The organism is Bacillus sp. OTU530 (assembly GCF_038440375.1).
Genome location: NZ_JASATP010000010.1, coordinates 109,881 through 136,099 on the forward strand (window position 1 = coordinate 109,881; position 26,219 = coordinate 136,099).

At 37.6% G+C, this 26,219-nt stretch carries 19 protein-coding genes and 4 pseudogenes; 6 read left to right on the plus strand and 17 right to left on the minus strand.

Annotation, left to right across the window (positions count from 1 at the left end):
- Nucleotides 1-76 precede the first annotated feature (76 nt).
- The 3 genes from AAHB12_RS10060 to AAHB12_RS10070 form a co-directional block, all read right to left on the minus strand.
- Nucleotides 77-1,105 (minus strand): IS200/IS605 family accessory protein TnpB-related protein, encoded by a 1,029-nt coding sequence (locus tag AAHB12_RS10060; protein WP_342045206.1) that lies wholly within the window; start codon nt 1,103-1,105, stop codon nt 77-79.
- Between the two features lie 385 nt (nt 1,106-1,490).
- The gene (locus AAHB12_RS10065) at nt 1,491-3,320 is read right to left on the minus strand and encodes a carboxypeptidase-like regulatory domain-containing protein (protein WP_342045207.1); all 1,830 of its coding nucleotides are present in this window, start codon (nt 3,318-3,320) and stop codon (nt 1,491-1,493) included.
- Between the two features lie 151 nt (nt 3,321-3,471).
- Nucleotides 3,472-4,095: a hypothetical protein gene (locus AAHB12_RS10070; protein ID WP_342045208.1), complete on the minus strand. Its 624-nt coding sequence runs from the start codon at nt 4,093-4,095 to the stop codon at nt 3,472-3,474.
- A gap of 444 nt (nt 4,096-4,539) precedes the next feature.
- On the opposite strand from AAHB12_RS10070, the gene corA reads away from it, so the two are divergent.
- Nucleotides 4,540-5,493, plus strand: a complete 954-nt coding sequence (gene corA / locus AAHB12_RS10075; RefSeq protein ID WP_342045209.1) for a magnesium/cobalt transporter CorA — start codon at nt 4,540-4,542, stop codon at nt 5,491-5,493.
- A 337-nt stretch (nt 5,494-5,830) separates the two neighbouring features.
- Here corA and AAHB12_RS10080 read toward each other — a convergent pair.
- From AAHB12_RS10080 to AAHB12_RS10120, 9 genes and pseudogenes are all read right to left on the minus strand, one after another.
- A pseudogene (locus AAHB12_RS10080) lies at nt 5,831-5,977 on the minus strand (hypothetical protein); the annotation flags it as partial.
- Between the two features lie 188 nt (nt 5,978-6,165).
- Nucleotides 6,166-7,638 carry an aminotransferase class I/II-fold pyridoxal phosphate-dependent enzyme gene (locus tag AAHB12_RS10085; protein WP_342045210.1) on the minus strand — a complete coding sequence of 491 codons (1,473 nt, stop codon included), beginning with the start codon at nt 7,636-7,638 and terminating at the stop codon, nt 6,166-6,168.
- 40 nt (nt 7,639-7,678) lie between these two features.
- Nucleotides 7,679-7,872, minus strand: a pseudogene (locus AAHB12_RS10090) (chlorite dismutase family protein); the annotation flags it as partial.
- 116 nt (nt 7,873-7,988) lie between these two features.
- Nucleotides 7,989-9,293: an aminotransferase class I/II-fold pyridoxal phosphate-dependent enzyme gene (locus AAHB12_RS10095; RefSeq protein ID WP_342045211.1), complete on the minus strand. Its 1,305-nt coding sequence runs from the start codon at nt 9,291-9,293 to the stop codon at nt 7,989-7,991.
- 556 nt (nt 9,294-9,849) lie between these two features.
- Nucleotides 9,850-10,824: an oxygen-dependent tRNA uridine(34) hydroxylase TrhO gene (gene trhO / locus AAHB12_RS10100; protein ID WP_342045212.1), complete on the minus strand. Its 975-nt coding sequence runs from the start codon at nt 10,822-10,824 to the stop codon at nt 9,850-9,852.
- 431 nt (nt 10,825-11,255) lie between these two features.
- Entirely contained in the window at nt 11,256-12,062 is an 807-nt protein-coding gene (locus AAHB12_RS10105; RefSeq protein ID WP_342045213.1) for a uroporphyrinogen-III synthase, read from the minus strand.
- A 339-nt stretch (nt 12,063-12,401) separates the two neighbouring features.
- Nucleotides 12,402-12,515, minus strand: a pseudogene (locus AAHB12_RS10110) (hypothetical protein); the annotation flags it as partial.
- A 178-nt stretch (nt 12,516-12,693) separates the two neighbouring features.
- A complete protein-coding gene (locus AAHB12_RS10115; RefSeq protein ID WP_342045214.1) occupies nt 12,694-13,125 on the minus strand; it encodes a DoxX family protein in 432 nt (143 codons plus the stop codon).
- Nucleotides 13,126-13,208: 83 nt separating this feature from the next.
- Nucleotides 13,209-14,231, minus strand: a complete 1,023-nt coding sequence (locus AAHB12_RS10120; protein WP_446715540.1) for a DODA-type extradiol aromatic ring-opening family dioxygenase — start codon at nt 14,229-14,231, stop codon at nt 13,209-13,211.
- A 290-nt stretch (nt 14,232-14,521) separates the two neighbouring features.
- Between AAHB12_RS10120 and AAHB12_RS10125 the strand changes: the two genes are divergently transcribed.
- Nucleotides 14,522-15,061 (plus strand): helix-turn-helix domain-containing protein, encoded by a 540-nt coding sequence (locus tag AAHB12_RS10125; RefSeq protein ID WP_342045215.1) that lies wholly within the window; start codon nt 14,522-14,524, stop codon nt 15,059-15,061.
- 396 nt (nt 15,062-15,457) lie between these two features.
- Here the strand turns inward: AAHB12_RS10125 and hisC are convergent, their stop codons facing one another.
- Nucleotides 15,458-16,570: a histidinol-phosphate transaminase gene (gene hisC / locus AAHB12_RS10130; RefSeq protein WP_342045216.1), complete on the minus strand. Its 1,113-nt coding sequence runs from the start codon at nt 16,568-16,570 to the stop codon at nt 15,458-15,460.
- Between the two features lie 246 nt (nt 16,571-16,816).
- Here hisC and AAHB12_RS10135 point away from each other — a divergent pair, with 246 nt between their 5' ends.
- Nucleotides 16,817-18,046, plus strand: coding sequence for a benzoate/H(+) symporter BenE family transporter (locus AAHB12_RS10135; RefSeq protein WP_342045217.1), 1,230 nt, complete (start codon nt 16,817-16,819; stop codon nt 18,044-18,046).
- Nucleotides 18,047-18,134: 88 nt separating this feature from the next.
- Here AAHB12_RS10135 and AAHB12_RS10140 read toward each other — a convergent pair whose 3' ends face one another.
- A complete protein-coding gene (locus tag AAHB12_RS10140; protein ID WP_342045218.1) occupies nt 18,135-18,824 on the minus strand; it encodes a LysR family transcriptional regulator substrate-binding protein in 690 nt (229 codons plus the stop codon).
- 603 nt (nt 18,825-19,427) lie between these two features.
- On the opposite strand from AAHB12_RS10140, the gene AAHB12_RS10145 reads away from it, so the two are divergent.
- Together AAHB12_RS10145 and AAHB12_RS10150 are read left to right on the plus strand one after the other, a co-directional pair.
- Nucleotides 19,428-21,263, plus strand: coding sequence for a beta-glucoside-specific PTS transporter subunit IIABC (locus AAHB12_RS10145; protein ID WP_342045219.1), 1,836 nt, complete (start codon nt 19,428-19,430; stop codon nt 21,261-21,263).
- A 142-nt stretch (nt 21,264-21,405) separates the two neighbouring features.
- A pseudogene (locus AAHB12_RS10150) lies at nt 21,406-21,969 on the plus strand (family 1 glycosylhydrolase); the annotation flags it as partial.
- A 207-nt stretch (nt 21,970-22,176) separates the two neighbouring features.
- Here the strand turns inward: AAHB12_RS10150 and AAHB12_RS10155 are convergent.
- The 3 genes from AAHB12_RS10155 to AAHB12_RS10165 all read right to left on the minus strand — a co-directional run bounded on the left by AAHB12_RS10155 (nt 22,177) and on the right by AAHB12_RS10165 (nt 24,983).
- Nucleotides 22,177-23,400: an MFS transporter gene (locus AAHB12_RS10155; RefSeq protein WP_342045220.1), complete on the minus strand. Its 1,224-nt coding sequence runs from the start codon at nt 23,398-23,400 to the stop codon at nt 22,177-22,179.
- A gap of 386 nt (nt 23,401-23,786) precedes the next feature.
- A complete protein-coding gene (locus AAHB12_RS10160) occupies nt 23,787-24,434 on the minus strand; it encodes a PTS transporter subunit EIIB (protein ID WP_342045221.1) in 648 nt (215 codons plus the stop codon).
- Between the two features lie 405 nt (nt 24,435-24,839).
- Nucleotides 24,840-24,983, minus strand: coding sequence for a hypothetical protein (locus AAHB12_RS10165; RefSeq protein ID WP_165350690.1), 144 nt, complete (start codon nt 24,981-24,983; stop codon nt 24,840-24,842).
- An 899-nt stretch (nt 24,984-25,882) separates the two neighbouring features.
- Between AAHB12_RS10165 and AAHB12_RS10170 the strand changes: the two genes are divergently transcribed.
- Nucleotides 25,883-26,140 (plus strand): HPr family phosphocarrier protein, encoded by a 258-nt coding sequence (locus tag AAHB12_RS10170; protein ID WP_342045222.1) that lies wholly within the window; start codon nt 25,883-25,885, stop codon nt 26,138-26,140.
- Nucleotides 26,141-26,219: the final 79 nt, after the last annotated feature.

Below are 26,219 nucleotides of genomic sequence, written 5' to 3' on the forward strand. Positions count from 1 at the left end.
TCTGGAGCTCAATCCTTCTGGCTTTTGCGGCAAAATGATGGTGATGCAAGAACAGATGATGCCATTCCAAACGAAGTCAGGCTTCCCTTTCTTCTAACCAAACTTTTGGTACATACTTCTGCAAAACATCACGTTCTGCTTGTGTCAGCCCATAGTTACAAATCTCTTTGTTGAATAATGGATAAGATTGGCCCGATACATGATAGAATACGTACGGACGAAGCACTTTGAATGCTTTTGTCAACACACTCCACTGTTTCCAGTGATGCTTCCCATCCTTATATTCTGTATAAGCTTGCAGCACCTTTGGCACCTGTTCCTTCAGGTTCATGCCGCGTCTGCCAATGACATAAGAAGCTGCTTGATGAATGGAAATATGCATCTGTTTCATATACTTCATCTTCCCAATCTGGCTGGTGAAGGCAGGATTCACTTCAAACACAGCGACTCCCATTTTAGCAGCTCGGCTGTGAATGCTATCCTGCATCTTTTTATAGGCAAATAGGCTCATCCTTCGGTTTTGCTTCCGGTTGCGGTAACGGCCGGCAGACTTTGATAGAGTTGTATCTAATACTTCTAACACAATCGGTTTATTTCTTTGAACCGCGATATTCACCAAACGAATCGCTTCTGCTTCTAGGATTTTTGTAATTTGTCCGCTTCGTTTTCCTTCTAAGGAGAAATAGAGACAAGAGGAGGAAAGTAATTGTCCTTGTCCATTCACATGGGAGAAAGCAATATGATTGTAGTTGAAATCTACACCAATGACACCGTCTGCTTTTGAATAATTGATAGGAGGATGTTCTGGCTCTTCTACGATACATTTGATGATGTAGTACGTACCATGGTCTTCGATGGACCAACTGATTGGCTTGCCATACTTCTTTTTGTTCTGACAGGAAAGCTGCGTGGCGATAGATTCTTGCACCTGAGCTTGTCCATAAGGAAAATACACATAGGGAAGTATAAGCGCTTGTCCCGTAATACTTCTATAAGCCGTGCGCATGGCTCTATTATAGAGACGGAGAGAATGAAAGAGTTCCTGATTCAAATCGTGAGGGATCGTGTGTTTATAGATTCGATTGGAAAAATAACACTTCTTCATTCCCTTCTGGTTCATTTTGGTAATTATATATTATCAAAGGAACATACGTTTGTCTAGTGGGATTTTCCTATTCAAATATGCTAGGCGAATCGCCTAGCCGACATTCATCCCCCACTTACCACTGGGCTACGCCCATCGCGTGCTTGAAGTGGGGGTCTTCTGTCGGAAAATGATAAAATAACCAACTAATCATCCAATATAATAAAAAAATGGGGCCATAGCAATGATGCTACGCCCCCTCCCTCTTATCATATTATTTTTCCCGTTCAACTTTATGCCTAACTTAGCCAGCAGTAATAATTAAAATGCTAATGAACAATTTCTATGATCTATAATCCTCCGTGAATCAGAGTACCATTTTCGAATAAACCGCCTTTTCATGTAATTAAGGAAGAGAAATTTCGAGCCTTTCGATTAGACTACCATCTACGTAAAGCTTGCCACCACTGATGGTGAAGCCTTTATTGATGGACGCGTATGTTCCATCTTCAAGATAGATTCCATTCACGACATAATTTCCGTCCTGTAAACGGGTATAAAAGGTCCCATCGGGGCGTATCCAACCGCCAAAATGACCTTCGCCATTTTCAAAGCTAATGATAATATCCCCACCTGTTACGGGAGTCTCACCATCAAGGACAATACCATGTAAGGTGACTGGAGTCACTAGCAGCTCAAAAAGATTCTTTTGTTCACCGTCAACATAAAGCTTTCCTTCCCTCATTTCAAATGCAAGCGAGATAGAAAAACCTTCAGAGGATAAATATACATAAGAAACCCTGTATTGCCCATCAGGCAAGCGAAGAGAATAAATTCCCTGATCATTTGTCTGGGCGTAATACGAGCTCGCTTCTTCTCCTTGGATAACACTTTCTACTTTTACCATACCTTGAAGTACATTGCCATTTTCTATTAACTTTCCACTAAAGGTTATTGCCGGAAGACTCATAAACAATGAATCCTTTTCTTCACCATCCTGAACTAATCTCCCATTACGAATTAGAAACGATGTATCTGTTACCGTGCCTCGTCCTGGCTCATCAATCGAAACCACTTTGTAGGACCCATCCTTTAGTCGGTATTCAAACTTTCCTTTTTTATCAATAGATACATAGAATTCCTGTATCGGATATCCTTCATTACTATACTCTTTAATGAGAAGACCACCGTTGCCGACAGGTTTCCCATCATCCATGAGTATGCCAGTTAAAGTAATATCAGGAACTTTAATATCAAATATGGAAACACTCTTTCCCGCTATAAGTACTTTTCCTGATACTATTTCAAATTCAATTAGCCGTGAAGGGTCAAAATCATTGTAGGAGACACTTAATGAGTATTTTCCATCCGGTAATTCCCTGAGCTGTATTTCTCCTTTTTTGTTTGAAACCACAGATTGAACGAACTCATATTCATCGTTGCCGACCATTTTTTCCAATAACACTAAGGCATCTGCGACCGGTGCCGCGCTGTCATGAACCATTCCGGTATATTGGTTTTCAGGCAGGGAAATAGTAATAGAGGATTGTTTTTCCCCGTTTATATAAACATCATTGCCTTCAACTGAAAATGCTAAATTATATGGATAAACTCCACCTTCGATTGTGATGCTCCAAAGGTTGTAGTTCCCATCAGGGAGGGATGCAGAGAATGTCCCGTTGTTTTTTGAAGTAATAGCAAATAGTTCGTTCCCATTCTCGCTGCTTTTTACAAGAAGTAATTCACCTTTGATTCCCTTTTTCCCCTCTTGCAAAACACCTTGAACATTGATTTCTGATGTCTTCAAGTGCTCTTTCAGCTTTGTTTTGTTTGCTATATTAATCTGGTTTTCTCTCTGGCCCTTTACAGTTCCATTTTCCACCAAAAAAGATTGATTCGTAACGTACCACGGGTCATCCTGATTCTGTTTAAACGCTTTGATTGTGTAGCTGCCATCTGATAATTCGGCTTTAAACTTCCCGCTCGAATTCGTTACAACCTCATATACGTTTGAGTCTTTGTTCTTGGCTTGAATAAGGAGAATTGCATTTTTCAAAGGAATATCTCCTTCTTTTATAGCACCTGCCACCATTTCCTTTTGGAAACTTTCTTTTTCTGTCTGTAAATTAGCCTTATTGCTCTTAGCTGGATCAAATTGAGCAGCAGTAGTTCCAATCGAACTTCCAAACAAAATCATCACAATAACTAATAACACAAAACCTCTCAATCTCCTCATCTAAATCCTCATTTCCTTTCAAATAAAAAGATTGTATTGAAATGGCAAGATAATAACTAAAAGGTCGGTGTAAAAAACAACCAACCTTTTAGTTACTTATACAATTGGGGTTTAGGTTTATTGATTAAAATAACAAAAACAAATTATATAGTTATTTAATTACTGCAAAGGAAGTTCCTGTTGAAACATTAGCACCGGTGCCATCAAAATCTTTAATTTCCGTATCACCTATTTTACCTGAAGCTGTAACATGATTGTACTCCTTAGTAGTAGTTCTGCCAATTTGAAGATATTCATTGGGCCCTATCTCTATCTTTTTATCAATATATTTATAATCCAAATAATCTTTAGGATTAAATGACCAAGTAAGATTGATAGCTTCATCACCTACATATTTTTCAATAGGTTTATAAGAATCACTTTCTTCATCATATACCCATTCAACTGTATTTACAGCTACTGTTTTACTGACCATTACCGTTCCTTTTGTTGTGTTAAAAACTACATCAGATTTTGGAATTATAACTCGGCCATAATAATACTCATCCGTTAAATTATTGTTTTTTTCTACATACAAAATATATTGGTCTTGATTTTCATAGTCAGTAGTAAGATTAGCATATGTACTGGTAGACCCTTTTCCACCGTAAAACGTTGCAACATCTATAGAAGTCTTTTCTACAGGAGAATTACTTTGAGTACCTTGTGCCATCGCTGGCAGAGCCATAGTTAGTATGAATAAAATTGTTAATAGTAACACTCTAAATCTTCTCACCTAACACACCTCCAAATTATGGAAACCTAAACCTGTATTAATTGTACTTTAATTGGGACAAGATGTACTCAGTAAATTTTCGACATTTTTTTATGAAAAATTTATAATTTAAGATTTAAACATACTATGACCTAGATTTTTTGAAACTAAAGAAAACTTGCTGATTGGCGATCCGTTAGGCGAAAACAGAGACGTAGTTGCACTTATACTTTGCTCTTAGAATTCCTCACTACGTCGAATTATCTTCCAGCTAGAGATTTATACTTTCTTAAAGTGAAAAAATATCTTCCCCATTCTATTTGTTTGACACTCCCACAGCTGAAGCAGTAGAATTCTAGCCCCCATGCCGTGATAAGTGTTCCATTTCTCAATTTGCTTTTTGTCAGATTGGTTGCTATATTTGCCTCAGAGAATTTTGAAACAGAGATTTGGAGGTACAAGCACTTGATTCGTGTATTAGCTATTACGCATACTCATCAAATTTTAAACGATTTAGGGTTAGATATTCTTAAAAGAAATGATATCAAATGGTACTGGGTAGATTTTAACATGCCAACGGAGGAAGAAGCGCAATTATTAGATTCATATTTTCAATTCCACCCATTAGCTATTGAGGATTGTCTTCATCATTTACAGCGAGCAAAGCTGGAGTATTATGATGATTACAGTTTTTTAGTAGTTCACGCAATTAATCATAGTACTTTGGAAGCAAGCGAAGTAGATTTATTTATAGGAAAGAATTTTGTTGTTTCTTTCCATTTTCATGAATTAAACGAAATCGAATCTGCCTGGGAATACTTTCGACACTTAAAAGATATAAAGAAAAAAGGACCATTAGACGCAGCACATAAAATTATGGACAAACTGGTAGATATGTATTTTCCTGTTGTTTATAGAATTGAAGAGCAGATTCAAGGGCTGGAAAGACATGGACGAAGGGGTGCTATGTCTTCCTTGATTAATGAAACTTTTATTATAAGGGGAGACTTATTGCATCTTCATCATACAATTACTCCGATGCGTGAGCTGTTATATCGTATACTTGAGTCAGATCGTATTCCGATTGAGCAAAATAGAAGAGCGTATTTCCGAGATATTCACGATCACCTAATAAAGTTGGGGCAATTGATTGAGACGAACAGAGCCATCACCTCAGAAATTCGAGATAATTACCTTTCTTTGAATTCTTATTACATGAACAGCATTATGAAGACATTAACAGTAATCACAACAATTTTTATGCCGCTGACGTTCATTGCAGGAATCTATGGCATGAATTTTGAGAATATACCAGAGTTAACTTGGAAGTACGGCTATTTTGTTGTATTAGGTATTATGGGCATAATGGGGATTGGAATGGTGTTATGGTTTAAGAAAAAGGGCTGGTTTAGAAATTAATAGTATATATCCTTTGATCGCAACCGGTTTTTTTTAACCATGTAGACAACTATATATCTTATTTTTTAAAGAACAAAAGCACCCTTATCATGCTTGACAAGGGTGCTTATATATTTGATATCAAACCGCAACTGGAGCCTTAATTGCCGGGTGCGGGTTATAACCAATGATTTTCAATATCCTCTACATCAAAATCAAATCCAGACTGAACATTTGCATTTAACTTTAATTACAGAAGAGCTCGCGGCTCGCGTTGTAATTGCGTTTGGATTTACTCCAAATGATTCTTGTTCGGCTATTTTTAAATGTGTCTCGAACTCTTTGTAAAATGCATCAATTAGTTTCTTCCTTGAGGCACACTTTTTTGTATTGCTGTTTTTTCAGGCATAAAACATGCAAAAATTAATGCAACAAAAGATAAGACTAACATTAATATATAAGCATGACTTGAGCCAAAGATAGAAGCTAATTTCGCTAGTTGCATAGTTTTTTCCTGATTTTATTTGTTATTATCTGTAATATGGTTGATTAAATATCAGTGGGATAATGGTATACCATTTTAGTTCGTAAATAAAAAATAGAACAGATCAGTATTAATAATTAACACAGCCTTTCTTAAAAAGAAGCTGTACACAAACTCTCCGTCCTCATCATATATAAATTGGTTTTTATCTAACTTATAGAGTGTTCCTTTATAACACGCAATAATTGAAAACTATGATCTTCGGCTCCTTGAACAGGAAGACCAGCTTCTATATTCTTTTTTGCATATGCCAGATTTTCTTCTGTAATAATTTCACCCGGAATAAAAATAGGAATACCTGGCGGATACACCATGACGAACTCAGCAATAACCCTCCCCGCTGACTCCCCAAATGGCACCATTTCTGTTTCTGAATAAAAAGCATCTCGTGGGGTTAATGCAAGAACTGGAATCTCAGGCAACACCATATTTGTGTCTATATCTGAATCTGCCTGATGTTTAAACTCATCCGCAAGTTCCTTTAATGCATGTACAAGTCTTAATACATCTTCCTCGGTATCGCCAGATGTGATGATGCAAAGAATATTGTAAAGATCAGACATTTCAACCTCTATATTAAACCTTTTACGAAGCCATTTTTCCGCATCATAGCCAGTAATCCCAAGCTCTTTTACCGAGACGAGGAGCTTTGTTGGATCCATGGCAAATATAGCGCTCGTTTCCAAGATTTCATCTCCAATGCAATAGAGATGTGCAATTTCATTAATTTGGGCACGTGTTTGTTCAGCAAGCCGAATACTTTTTTCTAGTAAGGCCTGTCCTTCTGTCGCTAAGGATCTTCTTGCTGCATCCAAAGAAGCAAGCAATAAGTAGGACGTGGATGTTGTCGTCAACATACTTAGAGTAGTCTGCACGCGCTCAGGGGATACCAAGCCCTTTTTAACGTTCAAAATAGAACTTTGCGTCATTGATCCTCCTAGCTTGTGCACGCTTGTTGCAGCTATATCAGCACCGGCTTGCATTGCAGAAAGAGGAAGAGCATCGTGAAAATGAATATGAGCACCGTGCGCTTCATCCACAAGTACGGGAATCTGATAAGAATGGACAATATCTACAATTTTTCTTAAATCCCCGGAAACTCCAAAATAGGTAGGGTTAATTACAAGGACAGCTTTAGTATCTGGATGCTGCTCCAATGCTTTTTGTACAGATTCAGGTGTAATCCCATGCGAGATGCCTAAGTTTTGATCAACCTCTGGGTGGATAAAAATTGGCCTAGCACCTGAGAAGATAATCCCGCTCATGATCGATTTATGCACATTGCGCGGTACTAGGATTTTATCACCAGGTCCACAAACCGACAGTATCATTGTCATAATAACGCCACTCGTACCCTGAACAGAAAAGAAAGTATAATCAGCACCAAATGCCTCAGCAGCTAAATCTTGAGCCTGTTTAATGATTCCTTTTGGCTGATGTAGGTCATCTAAAGGACCAATGTTAATCAAATCTATAGAAAGTGCATTTTTACCAACAAACTCCCTAAATTCAGAGTCCATGCCGTATCCTTTTTTATGACCCGGAATATGGAATTGGATTGGTTCTTTTTCTGCATGTTCTACTAGAGCCGTAAACAATGGAGTTTTTAATTGAGAACACAATTTCGTTATACACCTCTCATTTTAATATTTTTATTTTTAATTATAATTGCAGTAAACTTACTAATTTATCTTCAGACAATGCACTCCCCACAAAAAAGGAGCCAAATTCTCCGTAACGGGAGCTTACTTCATCAAAACGCATTTCATATACAAGCTTTTTGAACCGGATCATATCAGGGCTACCCCCCACTCATAATCATCAAGGCTAACTGAGCCTAAGATAATCTGCTTGACGTTCATTATTAGCTAGTAACTTCCAACCTCTCCAATCGATTTCCCGAAAATCCTGCAGGCAATACCAGCCCTCTAGCGTTTGAACTGCCTGGTTCAGGCAATCCTCACCCCTACCCTCACATTACGGCAGATTCTGTTAAATCCTTTACACCCTTATAAATAAGGTTAAATAATTCTTCTATATCTTGTTCTTCCACACAAGAAAAGGCGATCCTTAAATCCGTGGAATTAATGGCAACAACACCTACTCCATAATGGTCTAACAAGTGCACCCTGAGTTCTTCAGCATTTACTTGCTTAAGCTTTAAGCACATAAAATAACCGGAGTTAAACGGATAATAAGACCAACACTTTTCATACTTCTCCTGACGTAATACCTCTTTTACCTTACTAGCTCTACGCTCCATCAGTTTGAATTTTTGGTGTTTTTCTAGATCAAACTCCTCTGATTCTAGGGATTTTAAAATAATAGTTTGAGATAAATGGACACTGCTAGAAATCGTTCCTCGTATAATCCCTTTTGTTTTCTGCTCCAGTGCATCCAATATAGCAGGGCTTGTGCTGGCATATGTGATAAAACCAACCCTTAATCCCCAAACATAGTTTTCTTTTGTAGCACCATCTACTTTAACGGGTAAAATCCTTGGGTGCAGTCCTGCCAATCTGCCAAATAATGATTCCTTTACAGAATCTTCATAAAATAATCCAAAATAAGCATCATCCAGAATGACAACAAGATTCATTCCTTCTTGAGCAGCTTCACATAAAGCAGAAATAATCTCCTCTACCTCATTTAGATGCGGTGTGTAACCTGTTGGGTTGTTCGGAAAATTGAGTAACAGAATAGCCTTTCCGGCCGTTTTCTGTTTCAATAGAACCTCTCGAAAAGCGGACGTATGAAACCGTCCGTTTTCATTAAACAGCTTATATGTTACTAATGGTGCTCCTCTTCGTACTTGGAAAATCGATTGATAGTTCCCCCAATACTTATCTGGTACTAGTACACAATCTTGCGGATCTGCAAATAAATCTGCCGCAATACTTAGCCCATGCGTAAGAGCACTTGTAACAATAGGTAACCCAAAGCTTTGATTACGTAAAGAAGGATTATCTTTTAGCAGCTTTTCCTTCCACACTTCGCGTAACCTCTGCTTTCCAGCAGGTGGAGCATACGGATAAATATCCTCGGGCGCGTAGTCTAAAAAATGGCTTTGTATATGCTGAAAATGCATAGGAGCATCTTCTTCTGTTGCAATACCAATAGTAGCGTTAAAACGGTATGCCTTCTGGCTTGCTTCAGCACTTTGACTTAAAATACCCTTTGGATAATACAGTTTCCTACCTAGTTCTGATAACATAGCGTATATAGATGGGTTCTCATTCTGTATCACTTCATTTAATTTTTCAGCTAAGCTATTCAAGGTAACAACCTCCTGTGTGTTCAACTTCAAAAAGCCCATGTTTATCTTTTTTCCATAATCAGTTTGCAAATCTATTCATAATTACTTCTTTCTCCCATCCAATCAGCCTGTTTTTTATATGGAAACTAATCATAATTAAGAAACAGATACGAAATTGAATCCTTTAGTATTACCTCTCTTTCTATAATAAAGAATGACCAAAAAAACAAACCGGCCAATACAGATGTATTTTGACCATCCAATTTAGAATAGGTTACTTCGCTTCCATTATTTACTGTGTATGTCGGCCAGTAGGAAGTTAAATCTATCCTCATGATGTTAGAAGTTTTAGATTATAAAAATTATAAAAGTGGTCGCCGAATCTTCCCTACCTATCGAGCAATATTTCCCCACGGAGGTTGTGAAACTCGATGCTGTATGACTTGTTTTTAATGAGAAAATCATCCACTACTAAGGTCATCCCCTAAGAATCATTCAGTTATACCCAAACTTGTGACCAAAACAAAGAGACTGCCCCCAAAAGATTGCGCTTCAGCAACCTTTTGGGTCAGTCTCCTTATCCTAATCGTACTGTATCTTCTTCCTCGATCTGTTTTAGCTTCGCAGCAACCTGTTCATCAGTTAAACCATGTTCTGTTACATATAAATTCCTTGGATGTACTCTACATTCATGCGTGCACCCGCGTAAATATTTATGTTCATTTTCTTCCGAGCATAAAATCTGTTTATTACACTCCGGGTTGGCACAGTTTACATAGCGTTCGCATGGTTCTCCTGTGAAATAATCCCTTCCGACAATAACATGTTCTGTCTGATTAACAGGAACACTAATCCGTTCATCAAATACATAGCATTGTCCATCCCACAGCCTTCCTTGTACTTCCGGGTCTTTTCCATATGTGACAATCCCTCCATGAAGCTGGCCGACATCCTGGAACCCTTCTTTGAGCAACCACCCAGAAAACTTTTCACAACGAATACCACCTGTGCAATAGGTAAGAATTTTCTTCCCTTCTAATTTTTCCTTATTATCCCTTACCCACTCAGGAAGTTCACGAAAGGCTTCAATATCAGGTCTGATTGCTCCTTTAAAACGACCTAAATCATATTCATAGTCATTTCTAGCATCTATCACAATCGTATCCTCATTTTGCATCGCTTCAAAAAATTCTTTGGGACTCAAATATTTACCGGTCAACTCGTTCGGATTGACATCATCCTCTAATCGAAGTGTTACGAGTTCCGACCGAGGGCGAACGTGCATCTTTTTAAATGCATGTCCGTCTGCTTCATCCACTTTAAACACCATTTCTGCAAAGCGGGAATCTTTTTGCATTGCTTGCATATATTCATCCGTTTGCTCAATCGTTCCAGATACTGTTCCATTGATGCCTTCTTCCGCCACAAGAATTCGGCCTTTAAGACCAAGCTCTTTACAAAATTCTAAATGCTGCTCTGCAAATTCTTCTGGGTTCTCAATCGGAACATACATGTAATACAATAATACTCTATACGGTTTTACAGTTGTCATGCTATTTTTACCACCTATCTGTTGTCTATATTTGCAAGATATATATACTTGTAGGCCAGTTCAATCAATATACTTTTCCTGCTATCATTACATTTTTATTCATTATAATTAAGCTTGTTTAAAACCCATTTAAAATCAAACATCTATCTTCCAAGCTATCTAACTAAGGAAAACATATTTAGTCCAATACTGCAAATGTTTTGCTTGCCAAATACAATCAGATATTTTTTATCTATTCTTTTGTACCATCATATTTTCTTCTAACTGCTTCATCTGATAAAAGTTCTGTACTTACCAGTTATGAGGTATCCACATTTCTGGAAACCAGTATTGTACCCAAAAGCGAGATAACACTTATAATTGCGACTAAGCTAATGGCAAATATCATCATATCTCTCCTTTTTCAAGGTTGACAGCTAGTTAACCCATAACTATTTTTCATAGTAGCGGGATAATTCTACAATCATTGCCCCCATCCTTTCATGCTTAGGAGCAAGTAATTGCTCAATACCTCCTTCTTTTAAGACTTCCGCGGTAACCTTCCCAACAGCAACAGCTAAGACATCGCTTTGGAAAGAATGCACGATATCTGTAAAGTAGCCTTGTTTCCTTGCAAACTCAAAGAGAGAGCGAACTTGAATAGCAGTTGTAAAACATACAGCATCTAATTCGTTACGCAACAACTCCTGACACAACCTTGCAACTGTCTCTGACTCAGGAGCGATGTGCTGATAAGGCAGAAGCTTTAATACAGAAGCCCCTCTACTTTCAAGAAACTCCATTAGCTTTGGTGCTGTTTCCCCATGGAGCTGGACCATCACTCTTTTCCCTGAAAAATCAAAGCTTTCTAAAGAACGAATGAGTCCTTGGGTAGTCCCATCTCCATCCACCGCAACTGGTTTAACCCCAAGCTTCTTTAAAAACGAAAATGTTTTATATCCCCTTGAAGCCACTTTAGCTTGATGAATTATATTTAAAAATTGTTCCTCAAAACCAAGCTTCCTTGCTACATCTAAAAGAGTCTCCGTTCCAACCCCTGTCGTGAAAATAACCCAATCTGCCCCTTCTTGAACAAACCTTTGCAAGTCAGGCTCCACTTCCTTCTCAGCTAAAAAAACGGTTCCTTGAAGGGAGCGAATAACAGGAACACCTCCTTGCTTTTGAATTAATGTACTAATTTCATCTGTATTGCGCGAAGCGCCAATAGCAACTCGCTTCCCTACCAATCCTTTTCCCACACAGATTTCCGCCTTCCGTTTAATTTATTCCTATATATTCTCCATGGCACAAAACTTTATTTTAGCTATGTTCTTATCTATCTTTTTTTTTTGCTTCAATAGTGACTTCAACTGTCTTTTCTAGGCTTAAAATACATGTAGAAAAAACAATCATAGAACTTTCTATTCTTCTTAATCATAACGGTCAGACAAAAAAAGTAACCATCCAATTCAGTGGTTTTCAAACCAACCACTTTAAATCGAATCAAGGTCTCTATCTACGTATTGAATAATAAGAGACCTTGAATAATAAGATAAACTAAAGAAGAGACAGGATATCATTCCTGTCTCTAGCACATCCTAATCATGGAAGTTCGTTCTATCTGTGGTTGCTTTGACGATGCCAACACGGATAACATAGTCGCCGAAGCGCTCGCCTTCTTCGCGCTCTTTCGCATAATGGGAAAGAAGTAACGGGTTCTATGAACTTACATTAAGATCAAGATGAATAGTGATGCAAAAATCCTGATTTACTGGAAATTAATGTCGGTTTTAACACAGACTTACCTAACAGAAAATGAAATTTCACCCATCCCGTCACAGATTGAAGTAATGCCTAATTGAGTCTTATCTTTTTTCAGTAAAGATAAAATTAAACTACTGTATTGCTCTTATTTCTGTTCGTTGGCTTATTAAAAATCAAGTGGTCAAGCGCAAATATGTTACTGCCATTAATCGCAATAACCACAGCCATCGCTAGAAAAGCCAAATCCAATTCATAACCTGCCATTTGGCCATTACCTAAAAAGCCAACAGCTAATTTCACTTTAATAATAGCTCCAATCATGACTAGTGATAATAAAACGGATACAATTCTAGTACCTAAACCAATGACTACTGCCAATCCACCAACCATCTCTACGAATGCGACAACATAAGCCAATGCCCCAGGTAAGCCGCTACTCTCAAACCATCCTACAATATTTTCAATTCCTCCTTGGAATTTGACTAACCCATGTATAAAAAAACTAACTCCTAAAATTACTCGTAAAATCAACGTACTTACCTCAAATTTGTTTTTCATGTTATTTCCTCCAAATGATAATTTTAAAAGAATAATTACTGAAATATTGCAGCGTGTTTGATGACTAGTTATCAACCGAACTGCTAAACACTATGACTTAGATTTCCATATCGGTAGCTACGATGCAATAATTTTGCTGTTCTTTGATCATCTGCTGCTCCCATAGCATAGAAAATGGGAACAAAGTGCTCAACGCCATACGGCGGTACTGCGAGGTTAGCGTTATGGGCTAAAGTTTGGTATTTGAAAAGTGATTCTACATCCCAATTTTTCAAATGATTGGATAACCAATTATCAAAATCAAGTGCCCAATCATCAATTTCCCCAGTAGTGTCTTTCCCCCAATTCAAAGCTCTGAGATTATGCACCGTTCCTCCACTAGCTACAATTAAAACATCCTTTTCTCTTAACGCCGATAAAGATTTCCCAATCTTATACTGCTCCTCCGGTGAAAGATACGGGTTGACAGACATAGAAATAACGGGAATGTCTGCATCTGGATACAACAATCTTAGAACCACCCAGGCTCCATGGTCTAATCCACGACTCGTATCCACTTCATAAGAAACACCTTGGTTTATAAACAATTGTATAATTTCCTTCGTAATTTCCTCATTTCCCTTTGCCGGATATTTCATACGATACAAATCCTCAGAAAATCCGCCGAAATCATAAATCGTTTCATACTCATTGACACTGCTCACTTTTTGAATATTCGACTCCCAGTGAGCCGAAAATAAAATAATTGCCTTTGGTTTAGATAGTGTAATGCCTAAGTGATTTAAAAACTGAGTGTACTCATTGTTCTCAATTGCAAGTAACGGGGCCCCATGAGCAATAAATCTCGACAATTTATGAATAGCATCATCAAATACTTCCCGATGAGGTTTCCCATACCCTTGAATCGTAAAGTAAGCGAAACCGGGAGGCTGCTTCAAATGACCACGAATACTAAAGATATAAAATTGCTCTTCCAAGCCGTTTACCAGAGGCAGCATGTTTTGTTCATGACTTCCGATTCCATGCATTACGAAAAGGGCAGGATAAATTTTATCTGGCTCGACTCGTTTCGGTCGACGAAGCTCATAAATCATTGGTGAGTTCACTTTCATCATCCCTTCAAAGGATATATTTAAACATATTAATGTTAATAGATCACCTTTTCCCAGCACTCTATCAAAATGATGCATTTAAAAATGATTCTTCTTGTTAACCAAGGATAATATGTGAATATAAAAAAACATATCAACGAAAAAATAAGTCATCGAAGCGGCTTTTGTTTTCTTATATGAATATTATTTATCTAAAAGATAACAATCTTCCTTGTAGATTGTCAATTATTTTTTTGTTAATATAGAATTAAGTTTTTTATTAGGAAACTTTAGAGGTGAGAAATTTGGAAATAGGATCAAAAATTCGCGCAATACGAAAGAGGAAAAAAATCACCATTGCTCAAATGTGTGAAGGAACAGGACTTTCAAAAGGCTTTATCAGCAATGTTGAAAACAATAATACCTCTCCCTCCATTAACACTTTGCAAACCATATCAAATTTTCTAGGGGTACCTTTACCCTACTTGTTGTTAGAAAAGAAGCAGCACATGCGAGTAATTAAAAAGACTGAAAGAACTCACTCTACCTTTAACAATTTGAAAATAGAACATTTATCTTCCAAAGGAGGATTAAGAATGATGTTGGTTGAGTTTCCTCCTGGTGCTTCAATGGGTGAAGCAAATGCCCATGAGGGAGAAGAATGCCATGTAGTATTAGAGGGAAGAGTCATCGCAGAACAAGGCGAAGACTCGATGATTATTGAAGAAGGTGATTCTTTTAGTTGGAATGCAAGTGTACCGCATTTTGTTAAAAATATTGGTGAGGAAAAAGCAGTTTTGTTAATTTCCGTTTATTCAGATACCGAACTTACCGACATTTTTTAAATACTATCCACACATTAACAGTACAAAAAAAAAGAAATAGTGACCAGATTATGGTTACTATTTCTTACTAACATATTGAAACCTCATATACTTATGATGTAGTTAGTTCGCTCCGATTAATCATAAAAAATCTGAACCAGTTATTCCACTCAGTTCTTGAACATTGAAAGGTTGCTTTCACCTAAAACAAAAGGCGGCTAATCCAAGCTACCTTTTCCTTTTATCATTAACCTCCATATGTCACTCAAAACAGGAATTGCTTTGCATTCTTTTTCTATTGTTATGGTTAATAAAACATTATTTCATTTATCTATCTCTATAAAATGAACTCCTTAACTGTGCTTGACTTCCATTTTACTTTCACTAGAGGGGCGCCCCCTCTAAATTTGTATTGCTTTAATGATTATCCTGCAAAATAGAACTCATTACCCTAACTAAAATAGCATTCTCCTCACGTGTACCGACTGAGACTCGAACGTACTCCGGTAATCCCCAAGCCCCACCGTAACGTACGATAATTCCTTTAGCAAGAAGCTTCTCATAAACATCCTTTGCATTTATTCCAATCCGTACGAGCACAAAATTACTCATACTCTCTATATAATGTAAGCCAAGAATAGAGAATGCTTTATATAAAAACTCAAGTCCAAGCTTGTTGGCCTCTTGAGATGCTTGAATATGGTTATCATCCGTTATTGCAGCTGCGGCTGCCGCCTGAGCTAACATATTCACATTAAATGGCTCTTTTACTTTTAAAATGCTTTGAATGATTGATTCTGGGGCTGCTCCAAAACCAACCCGAACACCTGCAAGACCGTAGACTTTTGAGAAAGTTTGTAACACAATAACCGGATAATCCAAAGCAACATACTCTAAGCCGTCCGTATAATCTTCTGCGGTAGCATAGTGACTGTAGGCTCCATCAAACACAACAAGAATATCCCCTGGCAAAGCGTCTAAGAGTTGGCTCAGCTGCTTCCTAGATAGATACGTACCTGTCGGGTTATTAGGGGAACATAAATAAATGATCTTCGTTCGTTCCGTAACAGCAGAGAGTATCGCTTCAATGTCATAGTTAAAGTCTTCTCTAAGAGTAACAGGTACAACCTTTGCCCCCATCAAATGAGCCCCAAAATCATACTCACTAAACGACGGTGAAGGTACAATAATCTCACTATCTTGCTCTAAAAAAGTTTCTGAAATTAATGTAATAAGTTCGTCTGCCCCATTTGTAATAATAAGTTGCTGTGGCTGCAATTGAAGACGTGAAGCAATTGCCTCCTTTAATGCAGTAGCATTTGCATCAGGGTAGCGATTAATTCCTAGCAGACTTTCTGATATAGCTTCTATCCCCTTAGGAGATGGACCGAGCGGATTTTCATTAGATGCTAGCTTAATAACCCGATCGATACCTAGTTCCTTCTGTACCTCCCATATGGGTTTGCCAGGATGATAGGGCTGAATATGTTGCAGGGCTTTACGTGGCTGAATTCTTTGTTCAATATACATCTTATAGACTCCCTTCCGTCCCCAACATTAAAAAGGTTTTATTAATAGTGTCATATTCTATGATAATGAAGCTGGGCAAAAAGGAACCCCCCAATGCATAGGTATTTTAGTCATCCACTTTATACACATAAAAGAAATGCTCACTAATCATTACAGGGCATAAAAAAACAAGACTTCTTGACAATCCACTAATTTTGTCCAATGATTATGCTAACTAGACAACAGAAAGATGAGGAATTTAATTAAATGGGATTACCAGATGAAAACAAAAGACAAAAAAGTTTTCTATTGGGCAAAGGATCAGGAAAAAATGATCTTCTTGCAAATATAACAGCTCAAAACATATCTTCCGGCCTAATTTCTAGCACCTTGGTCATGACAGGACCAGCGATCATTATTTTAGAGGCAGCGACTTCCAGTCATTTTACGGCTCAACAGACCATAAACTGGATGTTCGCTGTATATTTTTTTGGTGGACTATTCGGTATTCTTATGCCTTTAGCCTTTCGCATTCCAATTACTGGCGGCCATTCAATTACAGGGGTCGCCTTCCTAGCAACGGTTACTTCCCATTTCACCTATCCACAGTTAATTGGCGGTTATGTGATATCCGGTCTGTTAATATTTCTCGTCGGTATCTCCGGCCTTTTCACAAAAATTATTAAATGGGTTCCTAGAGAAGTGATTGCAGCAATGCTAGCAGGGTTAGTTACCGGTTATGTCGTTCGGCTTGTCCCTTCAGTTAAAGAGATGCCCTTGGTTGGGGGAGCGGCGCTGATTAGTTTTTTCATTACTACAAAATACAGTAAACGTTTGCCACCTGTGATAGTAGCCGTGCTCGCGGCTTTCCTTGTGATGTTATGGACTCAGGATCTAAACATGACATCCACGGAAACCGCTTTTTCCTTTCCATCCTTACAGATTCCAGAATTCACATGGATGGGATTGGTAACATTGGCTCTTCCTCTTGCTGCGCTAATTCTTAGCAATGATGCAGCACCTGGAATAGCTGCATTAGAAAGTTCTGAATTTAATCCTCCCATTCGCAAAATTGTTTCTGTTAGTGGCGTCTTTTCTATCATCGCAGGTTTTTTCGGAGGACAAAGTGCTAATATCGCTGGAATGATGACTGCAATCTGTGCTGGTCCTGATTCAGGGCCAAAGTCAAAGCGATATATGGCCGCCCTTATATCGGGGATTATAATTGTACTATTTGGAGTTTTCGCTTGGAAGATTGTCCCGTTCATCCAATCCTTACCGCAGGCATTTGTTTCCCTATTAGCTGGTTTTGCTCTAATTGGAGCCCTGCATTCCAGCTTACAGGCTGGTTTTTCCGGAAACCAATATCGATTAAGTGCATTATTCTCCTTTATTGTTGCCTTATCAAACGTGTCCTTTCTTCATATTAGTGCTCCTGTTTGGGCGCTTATACTTGGCGCAATTATCGCAAAAATGGTAGAACATAATCCAGACTAAAGTTTAAGTCAAAAAGCAGAAAAGCCCTAGTATTCCATAGAATTCTAGGGCTTTTCTGCTCACTCGGGAATTATTTTAAACAATCTTGCTAATTATTTAAAAATGTATGAATAAATTTTTTAGCTATTTTCGACAAATAGCGGTTATTGAACCATACAATTGCAGATTCGTTACGCAACGAAGAGCCAACAATATGTAATGAGCGTATATTATTTTTATGAAAATGACTTAAAATATAATCCGGCATTATCGTCGCTCCAATATCTGCCTCTACTAACGTAAAAATAAGGTCAATATCATTAGATTCGCATATAACCTTGGGTTTAATTTCATTTCTTTTAAATTCTTCCATAATTGCATCATATGTTCCACCACTACCTTCTTCTCGCCGAGATAGTATAAGGGGAAATGACTCAATTCTCTTTACTTTTTCATGAAAATAATTTTTAGGAATTCCGATTTTTAACCCCTTTATACCTTTGTTGGATTCCTCTGTAAATGAACTATTTAAAAGAGGTTCTGATACAATAGCTAAATTCATCATATTTGCTGCTATAGGCCCAACATGATCTAATGTCCAAGAAATATCAGTTACATTTTTAGTTGGCACTCTTCCTTTAGTTGGCTTTAAGCCTATCACACCACAGGATGCAGCCGGTATACGGATGGAACCCCCAGTATCAGCGCCAAATGAAACAATGCTTTGATTGGACGCTACCGCAGCGGCAGAACCTCCGGCAAGTAAAATCTGGATTCCAAGGATTCCTAACTGCACCATAATGAACGTTATCGATAGAAAAACAAGGTTCTTTTTCCTACCATAGGTTGGATGTCTATCGACCACGAGCCGCTTGAACAAGTAAAAATTTCAAATAAACGGCATATCCTAATCAAAAATTCAATCAAAAGAAAGCGTTGACATCTTACTTTTAGCATGTTAGATTGTATTTATCAAATGAAAGCGATCTACAACTCAAATACTTGAGTTATTTTAGGATTGTTACTGGTTAAGCAGGCAAAACCTAAATCACTCACAGAATAGGATATATATGCCCTAGAATTAGGTATATACACATATCCATATGCTGTGGTGGTTTAGGTTTTTTTTATTCCCTTGAAAGGATGTGTTGTTCCACAGCAACATAACGGATAAAGAGAAATTTCATTCCAAGGAATAGTTAAAAATTTGACAGAAAAAATCTTCATGCTTTCAGAAATTTTAATTCTATTTTTCCTATTACATGACTTTAGTTCAAATTTTTCTTTGTTACAGGGATGTACCCGCGCTTTAATTCTTTTTTATCTTAATAAACAAATTCACAAACATATTAACTAAACAACAAATTTATAAACATATTAATTAAAAAAAGGAGCAGACAATATGAGCTATAACGGTTTAGCAAAGGATATTGTAAGACTTGTTGGCGGCGAGCAAAATGTGTCCAGTCTTGTGCATTGCGCCACTCGCCTGCGTTTTAAACTAAAGGATCGCGCAAAGGCAGATAAGACAACACTTGAAAATTTAAATGGGGTTCTCAGTGTTGTTGAGAGCGGCGGACAATTTCAGGTTGTTGTTGGAAGTCATGTTGCGGATGTGTATAAGGAAATTACAAAAACCGCAAATGTAGGTGCGGCAGCTGACCCATCAGATGAACCAAAGGGAAGTATCGGTGCACGCATTTTTGAAGTCATTTCACGCAGCTTTTCACCATTATTAGGGGCACTTGCTGGAGCAGGTATGCTGAAAGCGTTGTTAACGATTTTAACAATGGCAGGACTATTATCAGCCAAAAGCGGAACGTATTTTATTCTATCCGCCGCTGGAAACGCTGTTTTCTATTTCTTACCGATCTTTTTAGGGATTACACTTGCAACGAAGCTCGGTGCAAACCCGTATGTTGGCGGCACAATTGGGGCAGCGCTGCTCGAACCGAATTTCACCGGTTTGCTAGCCGCAGCTAAAAGTACAGATTTTATCGGCATTCCCGTTATATTGATGGATTATTCATCTTCTGTGTTTCCTGTCTTTATAGCTGTATCTATCTATGCTGTTTTAGAAAAATTCCTTAAAAAAATAATTCATAAAGATTTACAAATGTTTTTGGTTCCGATGTTATCAATAGCAATTATCGTACCGCTTACTGTGATAGCTTTTGGACCATTTGGAGTCAATGTCGGGAATGCGATCGGCGCAGCGATTGACTTCTTGAGCACAAAGAGCGGTATTTTGACAGGGGCTGTTGTGGGTGCAGGATGGACATTCTTGACATTGTTTGGTCTTCATTGGGGACTCGTACCGATTCTTTTAGATCAGCTTGCACATGGAGGCAGTCCGCTCTTTGCAATGCTTGCAGCTGCTCCACTTGCACAAGCAGGCTTAGCACTTGGTGTTTTCTTACGAGCAAAGGATAAAAACGTAAAAACACTTGGAGCATCAACTTTAGTTCCAGCTTTATTATCCGGTGTAACAGAACCAATTCTTTATGGTTTAATGATGCGCTATAAAAGAACCATTCCGTATGTTATCATCTCTGCTGCTGTTGGTGGCGCAATTAACGGTATGTTTGGAACAAAAGCAGTGGTGTATGCATTCCCAAGCGCATTGTCTATCCCAGCCTTCGCACCGATGGGAATACACATCATCGCGATTGGAATTGCTTTTGCAGGTGCAGCATTAATGGCAGTATTATTTGGATTTGAAGACAAAAAGCAAAAGGAAGTAGTATCTGATAACAAAGTAGAAGCAGGACAGCCGCTTGTGAAAAAGCAAGATATCGTTAGCCCGTTAACAGGGGCGATTAAGCCATTAAACGAAGTAGATGATCAAGTATTCGCATCAGAAGCGATGGGGAAAGGAATTGCAATTGAACCGACAGTTGGTAAAGTGTTCGCTCCTGTAGATGGTGTTGTGTCTATCCTATTCCCGACTGGACATGCAATCGGAATTACGTCTAAAGAAGGTGCAGAGATTTTAATTCACGTTGGCTTAGATACTGTACAGTTAGAAGGAAAATACTTCTCACCGCATGTGAAGCAAGGTGATCATATCAAGAAGGGCGATTTACTAGTCGAGTTTGACATTGAGAAGATCAAAGAAGCTGGCTATCAGGTAACAACGCCAGTAGTTATTACAAATACAAATCAGTATATGGATGTGGTAGAAACACATCAAAAGAAGGTTGAGGCAAAAGAAGGCTTACTGACACTTGTCATTTAGATTCATCATGGGGAGGGACTGATTAAGAGTCCCCTCCCCTTTACTTATTTTTTATCTTGATACGGCATAGCTATATGGTCTGAAATCATTACACTTTGTTTACAAGGATAAACTATTTCGTTTTGTTGATTATGAGGAGGAACAAGAAGGCGATCTTGAACTAATCAAAGAAAACACGGTTGATTATATCGCTTTTAGTTATTATATGTCCCGTACAGAGAAGAAGGACAAAACAGATAAAGATGTAGTTTCTGGTAATATTATAGGCGGAATTAAAAATCCATTTTTAAAAGAAAGTGAATGGGGATGGGAAATTGATCCAATTGGCCTTCAAATTTCTTTAAATCAATTGTATGATCGCTACCAAAAACCGTTATTCATCGTAGAAAATGGACTTGGAGCAATCGATAAAGTAGAAGCTGATGGTTCAATCCATGACGATTACAGGATTGACTATCTTCGCGAGCATATTAAAGCAATTGGTGAAGCAATTGGTGAAGCAATTGAGGATGGAGTAGAAGTTATGGGCTATACTCCATGGGGATGTATTGATTTAATTAGCGCATCCACTGGTGAGATGAGTAAGCGTTACGGCTTTATCTATGTAGATAAGCATGATGATGGCAGCGGTACATTGGAGCGTAAGAAGAAACAATCCTTCTTCTGGTACAAAAATGTCATTGCGACGAATGGGGAAGAACTGTAAATTAAACCATTTCAAAAAAGAGATAAGAAAGGAGATATTTTTATCTCTTTTTTACAGTTTTAACTCCAAGCTTCTTAGCTCTAACTAATTAGAAACGAAAAAGCCTTTCATTCTTCGCTAAGCTAAGCAAAGGAATGAAAGGCTTTTGTTTGATACACTATTAGTCTCTTTATCGGCTCAGGTAAATAACTACTTAAACCGAATCACTTAGGTTATATTTATATCTTGATTGCGAATGGACAATCTAGCCTGTAGGCGATGATGACACATATAGTAAAAGACAAGAGAAAGCAAAGGAATGATCCCTGCAATAACATACATCATGCGATAATCCATAAAAGAAGAAGTCAGTCCCATAACGTAAGAACCTACTCCATAGCCTGAATCAAAACACAAGAAAAACGTCGCCGTAGCACTTCCTCTGCGATGTTCAGGGGATAGCTTCACGGCAAGTGCCTGAAAACAAGAAAAGAGAGCACCATAACCAATTCCCATCATGAAGCCAGACACCAAAACCATTATTCCGGAATGGGCTTGACTTAATGAGAGCATACCGACAGCAAACAACAAAATCGCGGGATAATACAGATAATGCTCATTATATCTATCAAATACTTTCCCAACGATGGGACGGAATAATACGATCATGAGTGCAAACACCATAAAAAAAGTACCCGTGACTTGAGATTGATGGATCTCAGCCGTAAAAGAAGCAAGAAATCCAGCTAATGAGCTATAAGAAAAAGCAAGAATAAAACCCACCAACGAAATCGGCAGTGCCTTCGGTTCAATAAAGCTACTCCAATGCATGCTCTTTCTCTTAGTCGGTTCTACGTTCAGAGCCAATTTTAGCTTACTCTGCTTTTGTTGAGGCACCCGTATCCCAATTGCAAACAGGAGAGAAAGCGCAGAAATGACACAAACAGCCAATAGTAATACAGTGATGTTCTTGTCTTTCCATAAAAAAAGTCCGCAAGCCGGTCCAATCACCATGGCAAGGCTCATAAACATACTGAAGTAGCCCATTCCTTCCCCTTGGCGTGAATCAGGAATGAGTGAGGAAGCAACTGTGTTTGCAGCAGTCGAGGCTATCGCATAGCTCATTCCGTGAATGAAGCGAACGGCTAAGAACAGGCCAATTCCTTTAGTGCCAAAATAACATATAGAGGCGACTAGAAAAATAACCAATCCTATTACAGCCATTCTCTTTTGCCCAAATCGATCCACCCATCGTCCTGAGAAGGGCCTAATCAATACAACTCCGATAACATAGATGGTAATGGCTAATCCCATCTGTTGTTGATTCCCCTGCAAATTATCTTTCACATATAATGGAAATGATGTCGCCAGAATATAAAAGTTTAATGACATGAAAAAATTACTTAAACAAACAACGATAAAATTCTTCGTCCAAATTCTTTCTCTAATCAACACTCTCTCTCCGTTCTTCCATAAAAACTTTTCGTATCAGACATTTTTATTCTCTCTCCCCTTTTCATTTACTTTGATTTAGCTAATTTTGATGCTCGTAAGAAATAAATATAGATACGTTAACAAACACCTGTATATAATTATTAAAAAGCAACAGGATACCTACAATGGTTAAACAAATACACTTTGTTTAATAATCAACAAGTTAATTAACCTTGTTAATTATTATCAAGGAGTTTGATGTCCCTCATAAATTTTACACGAATACAATACATTTTACCATTAAGACTTTCATATTGAATAAAACCAATCTCTCATACGCTAAGAAGAAATCGGCTTTACTAAGCTGATATTCTCTTAGCGTATGAGAGATTGCATTTTGCTAACTATAAGTAATTTTTACAGAGCTTGCAGAAACCAGGTTCTATCCAGGCTATCAAGAACGTCCCAGCCGTTCGCAATTGAATCAAGTTCGGATGGAGCAAAATTCCAGCCAATACCATTGCAAAAACAGGATTGCATTTTAATTTATTAGCGGCACAATATGCTAGTAAAACCGGCAAGAAATAAAAAACAGCATCTGCCATGAAATTTAACACATAATAGGTCTGTGACTCTCTTGACATCCAACCAAACATAACAAGTAAAGCCAATAACGCTCTAATCATTCCTGCGCCCGCAATAGCTGGTATGGCTGGGGCAAATGTCCCAGAAATGAAATCCATCATTTTACCGATAGGACTTTTTTTCCCATTAGAACCTTCAGTAGCTGTATTTTCCGAAGGTTTTATCTGCTTGGTAACCTCTTTGTAAACTTCTTCAACATGTGGTCCGATAACAACCTGAAATTGTCCACCATTTTCGATAACACCAACAACACCTTCTAACGCTTCAATACCTTTTGGATCAGCTTTTTTATTATCGATTAATGCAAATCTAAGTCTGGTCATACAATGGGTGAATGTCGATACATTTTCGCTGCCACCAATTTTCCCGGCGATATCCTGAGCTAATTTTTCATATTTCTTGCTCATATGAGCCCTCCTCTATAATTTCTCAATTTGCTATACAAATTCGAATTACTACGTCTTAATAAATTCCTGTGCATAAATTTTAAGCATAAGTCAGAATCTTCTGAATTTACATGTCGTTTTTCAGCCAGAAAAATTTCGTAATACTTTCTACACGTGCAACTGTCAAAAAATATCTAAGTACTCTTAACTCCATTTTTCCGCCCCTAATTCATTTTCGATTTTCAAATTAGTTTATCATAAATTTGTTAAGATACTCATACGTTTATTTTTCACTGAAACATACTTAGAAATGTGAGTTGAAATGGAGATTCTTTAAACCTTAGACATACTGATATTATTACTCTAAAAAAGGGTTAAGCACGGGAGTACCCTGTGCTTAACCCTTTTTTAGAAAGAATAAGCGTATTACTTTGATTTATCCATCTCTACCAGTTCTCGATCATCCATCTCTAGAATTGCCGTTTCATCTAATGCAGGGTCTTGTTTCAACAGCTTTTGTTCACATATTTCCCGTTCTAGCTCGTTGAGAAAATAATGTTTTATAATCATAATTCGTGGTCTCTCCCTATAGTCTCTTTTTTCATGAATGAAATAAATTAGACGCAAAGCTATTCTGATAATAAAGTAAGAAGGCTTGCTCCATAAAGCAAGATTCCCGATGGTTGATTCATAATAAAGTGTCATCATCTCGTAGGGACGGCTATTTTATGAATCAAATAAAAGTTCAACTTCATAATGTACACAAATAATAATAAAATGCTTGCATAATAACCTCAACGGTAGGTTATTGCGATTGGAGGGTAAAATATTGTCTTTGACTATATTTTACCCTCCAATCGCAATATTCTCCCTTTTAAAGACTAACGAATATTAAGATCCTTATTATGGATTTGATATCATAGATTAATTAATATTTTACCATTAATCCCATATATTACCTAACAAGCTTAAAGTTATTCATATTTCACAAATGATAATTTTAGTTACGTTAACTAAAATTATCATTTGATGTTTCCCACACATTTAGCATGCATTTTTATTTTTTATAGGTTTTTTTGTCATTTTTCGCATAAAATCACTAGGATAATCGAAAAAACTTACAGTTAATAGCGAGTTGACTTTTAAAAAATTAAGTGAACTTATCAAAAATACATTGAATGAAAACGATTTTTTTGATATGTTCTATTTATAAATTTAGTAAATTTAACTTAAAATTACTTATCTTTACTTTGAGTAGTAATAAATGGTGACAAGTTTTTTGCATGACCGCTTACATGCTAGAAATGTAAGCGGCGCTTAAGGCAGAGTTAATCATCCGAGAGAGCTATCAAGCTCAGCAATAAATATACTACGAATCTTCACATCTTTATTTATATAGGGCATATACATCCCATCTCAATATTTGGGTTTGATATGAATCATCCTTAAGAAAGGTAGCCGATTGTTTTTTGATTAAAAAAAAGGTGAGTATCCAACTTCCACAGGGGCTTCAAGCCCTACACGCTGCTAAATTCGTACAAAAAGCATCCTTTTTTTATAGTGAAATACTGGTAATAAACGCTGAAAGATCAGTAAATGGGAAAAGTATTATGGGAGTTATGTCTCTAGCAGCTAGGGAAGGATCAGAACTTACACTCCTTGTAACTGGAAAGGATGAACAAGAGGCGGGTTTAGCCTTGGAGGAATTTCTTTTAAATAAGGAATAATACCTTGTAAGGCAAGAACCGAAGCGGCTTAGGGAGAGTTTCGAATAATAGTCTAAGAACTTAGTAATGTTTCCAACAA

What these genes read in the sequence shown, in the direction of transcription:
- AAHB12_RS10060 (WP_342045206.1), bottom strand. Translation starts at nt 1,105, where the DNA reads ATGAAGAAGTGTTATTTTTCCAATCGAATCTATAAACACACGATCCCT.
- AAHB12_RS10065 (WP_342045207.1), bottom strand. Translation starts at nt 3,320, where the DNA reads ATGAGGAGATTGAGAGGTTTTGTGTTATTAGTTATTGTGATGATTTTG.
- trhO (WP_342045212.1), bottom strand. Translation starts at nt 10,824, where the DNA reads ATGACAACTGTAAAACCGTATAGAGTATTATTGTATTACATGTATGTT.
- AAHB12_RS10115 (WP_342045214.1), bottom strand. Translation starts at nt 13,125, where the DNA reads ATGAAAAACAAATTTGAGGTAAGTACGTTGATTTTACGAGTAATTTTA.
- hisC (WP_342045216.1), bottom strand. Translation starts at nt 16,570, where the DNA reads ATGTATATTGAACAAAGAATTCAGCCACGTAAAGCCCTGCAACATATT.
- AAHB12_RS10135 (WP_342045217.1), top strand. Translation starts at nt 16,817, where the DNA reads ATGGGATTACCAGATGAAAACAAAAGACAAAAAAGTTTTCTATTGGGC.
- AAHB12_RS10140 (WP_342045218.1), bottom strand. Translation starts at nt 18,824, where the DNA reads ATGGTGCAGTTAGGAATCCTTGGAATCCAGATTTTACTTGCCGGAGGT.
- AAHB12_RS10145 (WP_342045219.1), top strand. Translation starts at nt 19,428, where the DNA reads ATGAGCTATAACGGTTTAGCAAAGGATATTGTAAGACTTGTTGGCGGC.
- AAHB12_RS10160 (WP_342045221.1), bottom strand. Translation starts at nt 24,434, where the DNA reads ATGAGCAAGAAATATGAAAAATTAGCTCAGGATATCGCCGGGAAAATT.
- AAHB12_RS10165 (WP_165350690.1), bottom strand. Translation starts at nt 24,983, where the DNA reads ATGATTATAAAACATTATTTTCTCAACGAGCTAGAACGGGAAATATGT.